Raw genomic sequence first — 12,307 nt, 5'->3', positions numbered from 1 at the left:
CTCCTGATCAGCTTTCACCTGCGGCGAGTTGGCGTGCACCTTCAATGTATCGGGAAGTGATCAGGCTCTGCGCCCGCCTGGCCAGTGCGCCGCCGGCCCTGTAGAACCAATTGGAGTGCCTGCTGAAGGCGGTGATCTTGAGAAACACGCTGCCCTGGGCATCGATCTCCACCTCGAACGCCTCCTCGCCCCGCTCGGGGTGACCCGGCAGCGTGCCGTACGCGAAGCCGGCACGCTGCGGCGCGCCGCCCGGCAGGGGCGGGTGGACCCACACCACCTCGCAGGGCGCGTTGATGCGGAAGGGACCGACGCCGAATCCGCTCACCACGCGCGCGCCGGGGACCACGACGTCGGACTCGGTGCGGACCCGCAGCCCGGACCGCCGCTGCAGCTCCCACGTCAGCAGGCCCTGCGCCACCCGGCGGTAGACGGCGAGGCCCTCGCCGAGGTAGGTCTGCGATACGAGGCAGGGGAATCCCTCCGGGGGCTGGCCATGCTCGGTGGAGCCGATGCCTGGATAGTTGAGCTCGCCGCGCGCCAGGCGCTTTCCAGTCAACGCTGCCGTCCCGTGCGGGCGGCATCGACGGGAGCGGAGCCGGAGCCGGAGGCGGACCCGGAGCCGGAGGCGGAGGCGGAAGAGCCGTCGTCGGACGTCGTGTCGTGGGCGCCGGCCAGACGCGCCCAGCCAAGTTGCTCCTGCTGCTTCCGGCTCAGCGATGCCACGACGAGGTCGTAGGAATCCTCCACCATGTCGCGGATCATGTCGTCCGGCAACGACCCGTCCAGCCGAACGCCGTTCCAGTGCGTCTTGTTCATGTGCCAGGCGCCGGTAATTTCGGGGTGCGCCGCACGCAGCTGTTCCGCCAACGCCGGTTCGCATTTGAGGCTCACGGACCAATCCGCCGGATCCATCGTCGAAGCAGCGAACATCTTTGCTCCGTGCCGCGCGCCGCCGGCCACAGCCGCCCGGACCTTGAAGACGGATGTCTCGGGGCCGAAGGGAAAGTCCTCGAAGGCACCCGGAAAGCTGAGGCAGATCTCCCTGAGTTCGGCTGTATCCATGCAGCGAGCCTATAAAGCCTTCCACGCCGGTGCTAGTCTGCGACTATGCCACAGGATCAGGAGACGATACCTGTTCTGGACTTGGCCGCCGCGCGTCAGGCCGACGGGTCGTTTAGTCCGGACTTCATCGAGCAGCTCCGCGATGCCTCGCACCGGGTTGGCTTCTTCCAGCTCGTCGGCTACGGGGCCGCGCCCGGCCAGGCGGAGGATCTCCTGGCAACCATCAAGCGCTTCTTCGATCTGCCCCTCGAGGAACGGATGAAGCTGGACAACCGGCTCTCCCCGCATTTCCGTGGGTACACCCGAATGGGCACGGAGGTCACGCAGGGAAGGGCGGACGCGCGGGAGCAGATCGACTACTCTCCCGACCGTGAACCGGTACTGGATTATCCCCTCGAGCAGCCGTACTGGCTCCTCCAAGGCCACAACATGTGGCCGGATGACTCGTTGCCGGAGCTGGAGCAGGCTGCGATGGCCTGGGCAGAGCTCATGTCCAGGGTGGGAGGCGAACTTCTGCGAGCGATCGCAGTTTCGCTCCAACTGCCGGAGGACTACTTTGACGAACCCTTCCGGGACTCACCCGCCTGGATGGGCAAGCTTGTCCACTACGTCGGCGGAGTGGTGGAAGCTGCCGGCGACCAGGGCGTGGGCTCGCATGCGGACTACGGTTTTGTCACCCTCCTCCTTCAGGACGCGGTAGGCGGCCTGGAGGTGCTCCCGCCGGGAGCCAGCGGGTGGACGCCCGTGGAACCCATTCCCGGAGCGCTGGTGGTGAACCTTGGCGAGATGCTGGAAGTGGCAACCGAGGGCTATCTCGCCGCCACCATCCACCGGGTGCAGGCGCCGCCGCCCGGTGTGGACCGTTACTCCGTGCCGTTCTTCTGGTCACCGCGGCTGGATGCGGTGATCGAGCCGGTCCCGCTCCCGGAGGAGCTGGAGGCGCAGGCCCGGGGCATCTCGGATGACCCGTCCAACCCGATGCTCGCCTCCTTTGGCCTCAACATGCTCAAGGGCCGGATGCGCGCCCATCCGGATGTGACGGAACGTCACTACCCGCAGCTCATGAAGCCCTGAACACAGCCCGAACGGCCGGCTCAGAGGCCGAAGTGCCAGCCTTCGCGGGCCGGGCACGAGTCCACCACCACGTCCAGGCCCGCGGCCTTCGCGCGCTCCACCGCAGCGTCGTCGAAGACTCCCAGCTGCAGCCAAATTGCTTTGGCGCCCACCGCGATGGCCTGATCAATCACCGGGCCCACCTTGTGGGAATTCACAAAGCACTCCACGACGTCGATGGGGTGCTTCTCCGCCGGGATTTCGCCCAGGGAGCGGTACCCCTTCTCCCCGTGGACGTCGTCTCCGGGAAGGTTCACCGGGATGATCTCCATGCCCATGCGGTCCCGGACGTACAGGGCGACGTCGTACGCGGAGCGCCACTCGTTGGTGCTGAGGCCGACGATCGCCCACGTCCCCTTGGTTCGCATGAGGCGTTCAACGACTGCTCGATCGTTAACGTGGGCCATACATCAAGCGTACTCCTGCGGCGTTTCGGCGCAGTTGCCGAAGAAATGACTGAAAACGTGCCGGGGCGTTCCGCCGTGAACGAATATTACGCAGGAAAATGGACGAATTTTGTGGAACCGTGCGCCTCGGTTTTAGTGGGTAGTGACCATCCCGAGCGGCTGAGAGACCTGGATCGATGAAGCCGCAGCAACCCCGGTGACGTGAGACGACCATTCCCACGGAACTGTTTCTTCTCTTGAGGAGGAACACGAGGGTGCTACTGCCAGGACCGATGGAGTACCTGCAATGACACCTGAGATTTCTTTTGCCCTGCCCTCGCCTGCCCGGATTTCCACTGCGGAGAACCAGGCAGCCGAACACCCACAAACCACTTCGACCGCGACGGCGATCGAAGCAGGGCTGCGTGACGCGCCCGGCTCCCCTCGCGGCTCTTCGGGATGGTCCTCGACCGAGCCCACGGACGGCGCAGTGCACGGCGCCGCCACTGGCGGGCCGGCGCGTCACAGCAGCACCACCCCCAGTACGGCGCCCTTGAAAGGCACGCCGGTAAAGGACACTGTCGCCTTCTGGGAAACACAGGCACTCCGGCTCACTTGGGAGACCACGCCCAAGAGCGCCGGAACGAACGGCGGCAAGCCCTGGCACACCGCCCACCGGCGGGTGCCCGCCGACCTGGAAGCAGGCACCGGCCCCGACATCACCTGGTTCGAGGGCGGCAAGCTCAACGTCGCCTACAACTGCGTGGACCGCCATGTTGCGGCCGGCCGGGGCGACAAGGTCGCGCTGCACTTCGAGGGCGAGCCGGGCGACCGCCGCGACGTCACGTACGCCGAACTGCAGCGGGAAGTGTCCAGGGCCGCGAATGCCCTCCTGGACCTGGGCATCACCAAGGGCGACCGCGTGGTCATCTACCTCCCGGTCATCCCCGAAACCGTCATCATCACGCTCGCGGTGGCCCGCATCGGCGCCGTCCATTCCCTCGTGTTCGGCGGATTCTCCGCCGAGGCGCTGAAGTTCCGCGTGGAGGACACCCGGGCCAAGCTCCTGGTCACCACGGACGGCCAGTTCCGCCGAGGCGAGGCCGTGCCGGTCAAGGACAACGCCGATGCAGCAGTTGCCGGGGACAACGCCATCGAGCACGTCCTGGTGGTCAACCGCACCACCCCCGCGGACCAGCTGGCCGACGTCCCCATGACCGAAGGCCGCGACGTGTGGTGGCACGACGCCGTCGGGCGGGCCTCCGACGTGCACGAGCCGGAGGCCTTCGACGCCGAGACGCCCCTGTTCATCATGTACACCTCCGGGACCACGGGTAAGCCCAAGGGCCTCGTTCACACGTCGGGCGGCTACCTGACACAGGCGTCTTGGAGCTTCGAGCACCTGTTCAGCAACCCGGACCCCGAACTCCGGGACCAGGATGTGCACTGGTGCACCGCGGACCTGGCCTGGGTCACCGCCCACACCTACGAGATCTACGGCCCGCTCTCCAATGGCGTCACGCAGGTGATCTTCGAAGGCACGCCCAATACCCCGCACCCGGGCCGGCACTTCGAGATCATCGAGCGCTACGGCGTCACCCAGTACTACACGGCGCCCACGCTGGTCCGCTCACTCATGGGCTGGTTCCCCGACGGCGTACCCGATACCTACGACCTCTCCTCCATCAGGATGCTCGGCACCGTGGGCGAAGCAGTCAACCCCGAAGCCTGGCGCTGGCTGCGCCGGAACGTCGGCGCCGGCACGTCACCCGTGGTGGACACCTGGTGGCAGTCCGAAACCGGCGCCACCATCCTGTCCCCCGCTCCGACGGACACCGAGTTCAAGCCCGGCTGCGCGGCCCGTCCGCTGCCCGGGGTGAGTACCCGGATCGTTGACGACGCCGGCAACGCAGTTCCGCCGGGCGTCCAGGGATTCATTGTGGTGGACACCCCCGGGCCCGCCATCGCCCGCACCGTCTGGGGCAACCCCCAGCGGTACTTCGATTCGTATTGGCGCAAGTACGCGGAGCAGGGCTGGTTCCTGGCCGGCGATGGCGCCAAATACGACGCCGACGGCGACATCTGGATCCTGGGGCGGGTGGACGACACCCTCAATGTGTCCGGGCATCTGCTGTCCACCATCGAAATCGAATCGGCCCTCGTCTCGCACCCGGACGTGGTGGAAGCCGGCGTCTGTCCGGTGGCGGACCCGAAGACCGGCCATGCCGTCGTCGCCTTCGTGGTGCTGAAGGGCGGGGTTTCCGGGGAACTGGCCGCCGAACTGATTATTGAGGAACTGCGCAACCACGTCGCGAAGGAGATCGGTCCGATCGCCAAGCCGCGCGACGTCGTCGTGGTTCCCGACGTGCCCAAGACGCGCAGCGGCAAGATCATGCGCCGGCTGCTCACCCAGCTTTTCGAGGGAACCGCCCTCGGCGACACCACGTCACTTCAGAACGAACCGGCGATCGCCGAAATCCAGGACGCACTGCGTGACTACGCTGCAGCGGTCCCGGCATCTCCCCTCAACGGACAGAAGTAAAGGAACAATCATGAACGACATCAGCAACGTTGCCCGTCTTTCCGAGCCCCTCAAGTTCGCTTACTGGGTGCCGAACGTTTCCGGCGGCCTGGTGGTCTCAACGATCGAACAGCGCACCGGCTGGGACTTCGACTACAACAAGAAGCTGGCCCGGATCGCGGAAAACTCAGGCTTCGAATACGCCCTGACCCAGACCCGCTACGCCGCCTCCTACGGCGCGGACAAGCAGCACGAGGCCACGTCGTTCAGCCTGGCGCTGCTGGCGGCCACGGAGCGGCTCAAGGTCATCTCCGCCGTCCACCCCGGCATGTGGCACCCCGGCGTGCTGGCCAAATACATCATCACCGCGGACCACATCTCCAACGGCCGCGCCGCCGTGAACATCGTCTCCGGCTGGCTCAAGAACGAGTTCACCAACTTTGGCCTCGAATGGCTCGAGCATGACGAACGCTATGTCCGCACCGAGGAGTTCATCAAGGTCCTGCGTGGCCTCTGGACCGAGCAGGAGTACAGCCAGTCCGGCAAGTACTACAACATCACCGACTTCACCCTGAACCCGGCCCCGGTGGACGTTCCCGGCCGCGCGCACCCGGAGATCTTCTTCGGCGGCAACTCCACCGCGGCCCAGGCCACCGCCGGCCGCGTGGCGGACTGGTACTTCTCCAACGGCAAGGACCTGGACGGGTTCAAGGAGAACATCGCAGGCGTGGTCGCCTCCGCAGGAGAAAGCGGGCGGGAGACTCAGCGCGGCGCCGAAGGCCGGCTCGCGGCCCCCCGCTTCGGCCTCAACGGCTTCGTGATCGCCCGCGACTCCGAGAAGGAAGCCCGCGACACCCTCCGCGAAATCGTGGAGAAGGCGCACAAGCCCGCAGTCCAGGGTTTCCGCGACGCCGTCCAGGAAGCCGGCGCCTCCACCAAGGACGGCAAGGGCATGTGGGCCGACTCCACCTTCGAGGACCTGGTCCAGTACAACGACGGCTTCAAGACCCAGCTGATCGGCACGCCGGAACGGATCGCTGAGCGGATCGTGGAGTACAAGAAGATCGGCGTGAACCTGTTCCTCACCGGCTACCTGCACTTCCAGGAGGAAGTGGCAGCGTTCGGCCAGGACATCCTGCCGATCGTCCGCGAACTCGAGGCGGACCTCGCCCGCAGGAACGGCACGGAGCTGGACCTGTCCGGGACGCCCGTGGCTTCGGCCAGCACCGCCGGGGCAGGCTCAACCGCCGGGCTGGTGAACGCGTAATGGCTGACCGCAAGTTCGGTTTCCGCACCCGCGCCCTGCATGCCGGCGGCACCCCCGACGCCGAGCACGGCGCCCGCGCCGTGCCCATCTACCAGACCACGTCCTTCGTGTTCAAGGACACCCAGGACGCCGCCAACCTCTTCGCGCTGCAGAAGTACGGCAACATCTACTCGCGCATCGGCAACCCGACCGTGGCGGCGTTTGAGGAGCGCATAGCGTCCCTCGAGGGCGGCATCGGCGCGGTCGCGACGTCGTCGGGCATGGCCGCGGAGTTCATCACCTTCGCCGCGCTCACCCAGGCCGGTGACCACATCGTGGCGGCCTCCCAGCTGTACGGCGGAACGGTCACCCAGCTGGATGTCACCCTGCGCCGGTTCGGCGTTGACACCACGTTCGTTCCCGGCACCGACCCCGCGGATTACGCGGCTGCCGTACAGGAGAACACCAAGGCGATCTTCGTCGAGGTGGTGGCCAACCCGTCGTCGGAGGTCCAGGACCTGGCGGCCCTGGCGAAGGTAGCGAACGACGCCGGTATCCCCCTCGTCGTGGACGCCACCTTGAGCACGCCGTACCTCGTGCGGCCGATCGAGCACGGCGCGGACATCGTGATCCACTCCGCCACCAAGTTCCTCGGCGGCCACGGCACCACCCTGGGCGGCGTGATCGTGGAGAGCGGCCGATTCAACTGGGGCAACGGCAAGTTCCCCACTATGACCGAGCCCGTGGCCTCCTACGGCAACGTCTCCTGGTGGGGGAACTTCGGCGAGTACGGCTTCCTGACCAAGCTGCGCTGCGAGCAGCTGCGGGACATCGGTCCGGCGCTCTCACCGCAGTCCGCTTTCCAGCTGCTGCAGGGCGTGGAGACGCTTCCGCAGCGCCTTGACGAGCACCTGAAGAACGCCCAGGCCGTGGCGGAATGGCTCGAGGCCGACGAACGCGTTGCCTACGTGAACTTCTCCGGTCTGCCGTCCCACCCGCACTTTGAGCGGGCGCAGAAGTATCTGCCCTTGGGCCCCGGTTCGGTGTTCTCCTTCGGCGTGAAGGGCGGCCGCGCAGCCGGGCAGAAGTTCATCGAGGCACTCCAGCTGGCCTCGCACCTGGCCAACGTGGGCGACTCGCGCACCCTGGTCATCCACCCCGGTTCGACCACGCACCAGCAGCTCAGCCCGGAACAGCTCGAGTCCGCCGGCGTCCCGGAAGACCTGGTCCGCATCTCCGTGGGCCTGGAAGACATTGACGACATCCTCTGGGACTTGGACCAGGCCCTGGACGCGGCGGCGGAAGTGGCGACGGACAACTTGTCGGCCGACACTTGCACGATTGGAGCACGGGCATGAGCACCACAGACCGCGCCTGGGAGGGCCCGACAGCGCCGGAACGCCTGAACCTGCTCCGGCAGGCTAAATCCATCGCGATCGTGGGGGCCTCGGACAAGCCGTCCCGGGCCAGCTACTTCGTGGCCACGTACCTGCAGTCGTCCACCCGGTACAAGGTGTACTTCGTGAACCCGGTGGTGAAGGAAATCCTAGGGCAGCCGACGTACGCCTCCCTCGCTGACCTGCCGGAGAGCCCTGACATCGTGGACGTCTTCCGAAAGCACGATGACCTGCCGGGAGTCCTGGATGAGGCCGTTGCCGCCGGGGCACAGACCCTCTGGCTGCAGCTGGGCTCGTGGCATGAGGGCGTGGCCCTTGGAGCGGAGGCGGCGGGTCTGAACGTGGTGATGGACCGTTGCGTCAAGATCGAACATGCGCGCTTCCACGGCGGCCTGCACCTGGCGGGCTTCGACACCGGCGTCATTTCCTCGAGGCGGCAAGTGCTGGCTTAGGCGGACTGCTTACGCGGGCCTCGGCGGGTGGTGTGCCTCAACGGCAGCTGAAGCCGCCGGTGGCAAGAAAAAGGGCCGGGCTGGAACCTGATGGGGGACACATTCCAGCCCGGCCTTTCACTTACGTAATCGACGGGGCCGCCCCGGAGGTTACGCCATTTTCAAAAAAAATTTGAAAACTTTTTTCTGCCCTGTTTCCCGGGCCTGGAAGTAGGGCCCAGGGGTCGGGCTCAGGGCTTCCCTGGAACAGTCCCCGGAAGGGTGGGAAGCAACGGAAGCAGGCTGGCAAACGGCCTTGGGCCGGCGCCGGGCGGGGCCGGCACGGGGGTTGCCGGCACGGTCGTCGGCCGCAGCGGCACCGCCGGAGCTTTGGCCTGGCTCCCTCCGTGCTCAGCCGCGGCGTTGCCCGGAGCCGGTGTGGCGGACGCCGGCGCTTGCGGCCGGGCAGCCTTTGACGCCGTCACTGACCTTGACGGAGTTGCCGAGGGAAACGGCGCCACCGCCGCCGGGGACGGGACCGACACGCCAGGGGCCGCGGGCGGAGCAGCATCGGCGTTCGGCGCAGGGGTCTGGCTGGTCGGCTCGAAGATCTTCACCACGGCATGGCTGACGCTCAGGCGGAAGTCCTCGGAGGCAGCCACGGCGCCCGCGCCGAGGCCCATGGCACCGACCACAGCCGCGCCAAGAACGACGCCCATCCGGCGCTTCCGGCTGCGGCGGCGCAGGTCCAGCCTGGTGACGCCGGGCGTCAGCAGGGCTTGGAGGTCCGCGCGCGGTTCAGGTGGTCCGTCCAGAGCGAACGCGCGCAAATCTTCCAGCGACCTGCGAAGGTCCGTGTCCTCTTCGAACCCGGAATCCTGGAGGATCGCCTGGATATCCCCCTCTTCCCGGCCTATTGGCGAGACACTCATGATGGTGTGTAGTCCTTTTCCTTGACGAGTTCGCGCAGGGCAATGAGCCCGCGCCGCTGGAGCTGCTTGATCGCGCCCGGAGTCTTGTTCATGATGCCTGCCACTTGTTCGACGGAGAGGTCCGCGACGATCCGCAGTATCAGGACTTCACGCTGCTCGTCGTTGAGCATGGCAAGAGTGGACGAGATGCCGCCCAGCGAGCCGAGGACCTCGTCCTCGGCGGAGTTTGAATACCGTTCGTCAGCAAGGGGGTCGTATTCGGTCAGCTGGGGTGTTCTAGCGTGTCGGCGCCGGTAGTCGACGAGCCGGGCGTGGGCCACCGAGAAAATGAAGGTCCGGAGGCCCGAGTGACCGCCTTTGACGCCACTGAGTTTGGGCAGGACATCAACGAAGACGTCCTGCGTGAGGGCTTCGGCGTCATCAACGCCACGGGCCCGGAAATAGCCAAGCACTGCGGGGGAAATAGTGCTGTAGACGGCGCTAAAACCGGAAGGATCGCCGGCTAAGGCGGCTGACAATTCGTCGTCGGTCAGCTGAACTGCCAAGGAGCTGTCCTTCCCTTACGGCTGGTGTGCGGCGGTAGTAAGCCTAGCCGCCGCACACCGTATGGCCCTATTCGGGAAAGTCCGTGCCTACTTGCCGAGCTCCGGCAGGTCTGCGGACGGAACGGCCGGCACAGCCGGGGCTGCCACGTTGTCTGCAGCGCCGGGAACAGCCGGAACGGCAGGGGTTGCCGGCACATTAGGCGTGGCCGGTACAGCCGGAACAGCCGGGGTCGCCGGGACAGCAGGCGTAGCCGGAACGCCGGCGCCACCCGGAACTGCCGGGACGGCGGGAGTGGCCGGAACGGCGGCGGTCGCGTCAACCTTGGCGGCGGCGGAGCCCTTGCGGGCCGCAACCTTGGCTTCACCGGAAACCTTGGCGCCCTTGACTGCAGGAGCCTTGACCGACGGGGTCTTGACCGAGGGGGAAGCCGGAACTGCGGGGACAGCCGGGAGCTCGGGAGCAGCGGGGACGGCGGGCGTAGCGGGGGTCACCTCTGCGTGCTGCGAGCCGGAGACCTGGGCCGCGTTGGCCAGTCCGATGCCGGAGAACCCTCCGACAGCGATGATGGCGGCTCCGACAGCAATCCTGGTGGTCTTGCTAACACTCTTCATAAGAAAAAAACATCCTTTGGTTGGTTGAAGGCCGGGCTGGAGGCTGATGGGGGACAACCCCCGGCCTGGCGCTTACACAGAGGTAATCGAAGCGCGGGGGCCGCAGGTTACGCGCCGGCCGGAATTCCCTTGGGACGGGATGTGCAACGACGGAGGGCCCGCCTCGGTCAGGAGGCTCCCGGCGGGTCAGAAGAGGCGGAGCTGCCCGCCGGGAATGCCGTCAACGCCGGCCTCAGGCAGCATCTGGATGAGGGCGTGCACACTAAGCACATCACCCAGGTCCATGAGCAGCTCATCGATGCACGTCTGACCGTCCAGCACCGGAACCACCGCTAGGCGTTCGCTGTCATCGGTGCTGAGATTTCCCACCTGAGTGAGCTTAGGGCAGACCGCCCGCGGCCGAAGACCGACACTCCGCCTGCTGCCGGCAACGACGGCGGCGGGCCACCTCTGAGAGGTGACCCGCCGCCGTCGGAACTGCTGAGGATATGGCCGGGAACGTCAGTCGTTGATCAGATCGTTGACAACGATGGTCTGGTCCCGGTCGGGGCCCACGCCGATCGCGGAGAAACGCGTGCCGGAGAGCTTCTCGAGGGCCAGGACGTAGTTCCGGGCGTTCTCGGGCAGATCGGCCAGCGTGCGTGCTCCGGTGATGTCCTCGGTCCAGCCCTCGAAGTACTCGAAGATCGGCTTAGCGTGGTGGAACTCGGTCTGGGTCATGGGCATTTCGTCGTGCCGGACGCCGTCGACGTCGTACGCGACGCACACCGGGATCTGCTCGATGCCGGTGAGGACGTCCAGCTTGGTGACGAAGTAGTCCGTGAAGCCGTTGACGCGGGAAGCGTGGCGGGCCAGGACGGCGTCGTACCAGCCGCAGCGGCGCGGACGGCCGGTGTTGACCCCGAACTCGCCGCCGGTCTTCTGCAGGTACATGCCCATCTCATCGAAGAGCTCGGTGGGGAACGGGCCGGCGCCGACACGCGTGGTGTACGCCTTGATGATGCCGATCGAGCGCGAGATGCGTGTGGGGCCGATGCCGGAGCCCACGGAGGCGCCGCCGGCGGTCGGGTTGGAGGACGTGACGAACGGGTACGTGCCGTGGTCCACGTCCAGGAACGTGGCCTGGCCGCCCTCCATGAGCACCACCTTGCCTTCGTCCAGGGCCGTGTTCAGCACCAGGGTGCTGTCGATGACCAGGGGGCGCAGGCGCTCCGCGAAGGAGAGGAAGTATTCAACGATCTCGTCCACCACGACGCTGCGCCGGTTGTACACCTTGACCAGGAGTTCGTTCTTCTGGCGCAGCGAGCCTTCAACCTTTTGGCGCAGGATGGATTCGTCAAAGACGTCCTGCACGCGGATGCCGAGGCGGGCCACCTTGTCCATGTAAGCCGGGCCGATGCCGCGGCCGGTGGTGCCGATGGCGCGGCTGCCGAGGAAACGTTCGGTGACCTTGTCCAGCACCTGGTGGTAGGGCGCAACGAGGTGCGCGTTTGCGGAGACGCGCAGCTTGGACGTGTCCGCACCGCGGGCCTCCAGGCCGTCAATCTCCTGGAACAGTGCCTCCAGGTTCACCACGCAGCCGTTGCCGATGATGGGAACCGCGTTGGGGCTGAGGATGCCGGCAGGAAGGAGCTTCAGCTCATACTTCTCACCGCCCACGACGACGGTGTGCCCGGCGTTGTTGCCGCCGTTCGGCTTCACGACGTAGTCGACGCGGCCTCCGAGCAGGTCAGTGGCCTTACCTTTTCCTTCGTCGCCCCATTGGGCTCCGACGATAACGATTGCTGGCATGGGATCCTCCCCCATTCGTTCGGGCCGACTTCCGTTTCAGTCACCGGGGGTTTCACCGCAGTGTCTGGCCTGAAGGCAGCGCCGTTCATGAGAATGCCCCGAATGTCAGCGACCGCACCCTCGGCGTTGGCCGATGGACAAAGACGCAAGAGTTCCGGGGCTCTTACCACCCAAGTTTAGCCGATGGCCACCGGATTTCTTGCTTTGGCCATCCCCCGCGGTGCCTGTTCTGCCGGGAGGCGAGCGGTGCAGTGAGCGGTACATTTTGCGG

12 protein-coding genes and 1 pseudogene are annotated in these 12,307 nt (G+C 66.5%); 5 read left to right on the top strand and 8 right to left on the bottom strand.

The window, feature by feature from the left end:
• Positions 1-7: 7 nt before the first annotated feature.
• Positions 8-556 (bottom strand): DUF1990 family protein, encoded by a 549-nt coding sequence (locus tag J7I89_RS09560; RefSeq protein WP_214969421.1) that lies wholly within the window; start codon positions 554-556, stop codon positions 8-10.
• Between the two features lie 113 nt (positions 557-669).
• Positions 670-1,062: pseudogene (locus tag J7I89_RS09555) on the bottom strand (MmcQ/YjbR family DNA-binding protein); the annotation flags it as partial.
• A 45-nt stretch (positions 1,063-1,107) separates the two neighbouring features.
• Here J7I89_RS09555 and J7I89_RS09550 point away from each other — a divergent pair.
• A complete protein-coding gene (locus J7I89_RS09550; protein ID WP_214969419.1) occupies positions 1,108-2,136 on the top strand; it encodes an isopenicillin N synthase family oxygenase in 1,029 nt (342 codons plus the stop codon).
• Positions 2,137-2,156: 20 nt separating this feature from the next.
• On the opposite strand, the gene J7I89_RS09545 is transcribed toward J7I89_RS09550, so the two are convergent.
• On the bottom strand, positions 2,157-2,582 hold the full coding sequence (locus tag J7I89_RS09545; protein WP_214969417.1) for a CoA-binding protein: 426 nt from the start codon (positions 2,580-2,582) through the stop codon (positions 2,157-2,159).
• A gap of 286 nt (positions 2,583-2,868) precedes the next feature.
• Between J7I89_RS09545 and acs the strand changes: the two genes are divergently transcribed.
• Genes acs through J7I89_RS09525 form a run of 4 tightly spaced genes read left to right on the top strand, consistent with a single transcriptional unit; the run spans position 2,869 to position 8,177 of the window.
• A complete protein-coding gene (acs, locus tag J7I89_RS09540; RefSeq protein WP_251045105.1) occupies positions 2,869-5,103 on the top strand; it encodes an acetate--CoA ligase in 2,235 nt (744 codons plus the stop codon).
• A 10-nt stretch (positions 5,104-5,113) separates the two neighbouring features.
• Positions 5,114-6,349, top strand: coding sequence for a dimethylsulfone monooxygenase SfnG (sfnG, locus tag J7I89_RS09535; protein ID WP_214969415.1), 1,236 nt, complete (start codon positions 5,114-5,116; stop codon positions 6,347-6,349).
• Complete coding sequence (locus tag J7I89_RS09530) at positions 6,349-7,686, top strand: O-acetylhomoserine aminocarboxypropyltransferase/cysteine synthase family protein (RefSeq protein ID WP_214969413.1); 1,338 nt, start codon at positions 6,349-6,351, stop codon at positions 7,684-7,686. The genes sfnG and J7I89_RS09530 overlap by 1 nt, the downstream gene beginning before the upstream one ends.
• Positions 7,683-8,177, top strand: coding sequence for a CoA-binding protein (locus tag J7I89_RS09525; protein ID WP_214969411.1), 495 nt, complete (start codon positions 7,683-7,685; stop codon positions 8,175-8,177). The genes J7I89_RS09530 and J7I89_RS09525 overlap by 4 nt, the downstream gene beginning before the upstream one ends.
• 230 nt (positions 8,178-8,407) lie before the next feature.
• On the opposite strand, the gene J7I89_RS09520 is transcribed toward J7I89_RS09525, so the two are convergent.
• The 5 genes from J7I89_RS09520 to J7I89_RS09500 all read right to left on the bottom strand — a co-directional run bounded on the left by J7I89_RS09520 (position 8,408) and on the right by J7I89_RS09500 (position 12,036).
• Positions 8,408-9,088 (bottom strand): hypothetical protein, encoded by a 681-nt coding sequence (locus J7I89_RS09520; RefSeq protein ID WP_214969409.1) that lies wholly within the window; start codon positions 9,086-9,088, stop codon positions 8,408-8,410.
• On the bottom strand, positions 9,085-9,633 hold the full coding sequence (locus J7I89_RS09515) for an RNA polymerase sigma factor (RefSeq protein ID WP_214969407.1): 549 nt from the start codon (positions 9,631-9,633) through the stop codon (positions 9,085-9,087). The genes J7I89_RS09520 and J7I89_RS09515 overlap by 4 nt, the downstream gene beginning before the upstream one ends.
• A gap of 87 nt (positions 9,634-9,720) precedes the next feature.
• Positions 9,721-10,245 (bottom strand): hypothetical protein, encoded by a 525-nt coding sequence (locus tag J7I89_RS09510; protein WP_214969405.1) that lies wholly within the window; start codon positions 10,243-10,245, stop codon positions 9,721-9,723.
• Positions 10,246-10,431: 186 nt separating this feature from the next.
• The gene (locus J7I89_RS09505; protein ID WP_214969403.1) at positions 10,432-10,614 is read right to left on the bottom strand and encodes a hypothetical protein; all 183 of its coding nucleotides are present in this window, start codon (positions 10,612-10,614) and stop codon (positions 10,432-10,434) included.
• Between the two features lie 132 nt (positions 10,615-10,746).
• Entirely contained in the window at positions 10,747-12,036 is a 1,290-nt protein-coding gene (locus tag J7I89_RS09500; RefSeq protein WP_104140440.1) for an adenylosuccinate synthase, read from the bottom strand.
• Between the last annotated feature and the right edge of the window lie 271 nt (positions 12,037-12,307).

Source organism: Arthrobacter sp. ISL-5 (genome assembly GCF_018613835.1).
In the GTDB taxonomy this organism is placed as follows: domain Bacteria; phylum Actinomycetota; class Actinomycetes; order Actinomycetales; family Micrococcaceae; genus Arthrobacter.
This window is presented reverse-complemented; position numbering and strand designations above follow the sequence as displayed.

Excerpts from the sequence above, each read along its gene's own strand:
- J7I89_RS09550 (WP_214969419.1), top strand. The coding sequence starts at position 1,108 with ATGCCACAGGATCAGGAGACGATACCTGTTCTGGACTTGGCCGCCGCG.
- J7I89_RS09545 (WP_214969417.1), bottom strand. The coding sequence starts at position 2,582 with ATGGCCCACGTTAACGATCGAGCAGTCGTTGAACGCCTCATGCGAACC.
- acs (WP_251045105.1), top strand. The coding sequence starts at position 2,869 with ATGACACCTGAGATTTCTTTTGCCCTGCCCTCGCCTGCCCGGATTTCC.
- sfnG (WP_214969415.1), top strand. The coding sequence starts at position 5,114 with ATGAACGACATCAGCAACGTTGCCCGTCTTTCCGAGCCCCTCAAGTTC.
- J7I89_RS09530 (WP_214969413.1), top strand. The coding sequence starts at position 6,349 with ATGGCTGACCGCAAGTTCGGTTTCCGCACCCGCGCCCTGCATGCCGGC.
- J7I89_RS09525 (WP_214969411.1), top strand. The coding sequence starts at position 7,683 with ATGAGCACCACAGACCGCGCCTGGGAGGGCCCGACAGCGCCGGAACGC.
- J7I89_RS09520 (WP_214969409.1), bottom strand. The coding sequence starts at position 9,088 with ATGAGTGTCTCGCCAATAGGCCGGGAAGAGGGGGATATCCAGGCGATC.
- J7I89_RS09510 (WP_214969405.1), bottom strand. The coding sequence starts at position 10,245 with ATGAAGAGTGTTAGCAAGACCACCAGGATTGCTGTCGGAGCCGCCATC.
- J7I89_RS09500 (WP_104140440.1), bottom strand. The coding sequence starts at position 12,036 with ATGCCAGCAATCGTTATCGTCGGAGCCCAATGGGGCGACGAAGGAAAA.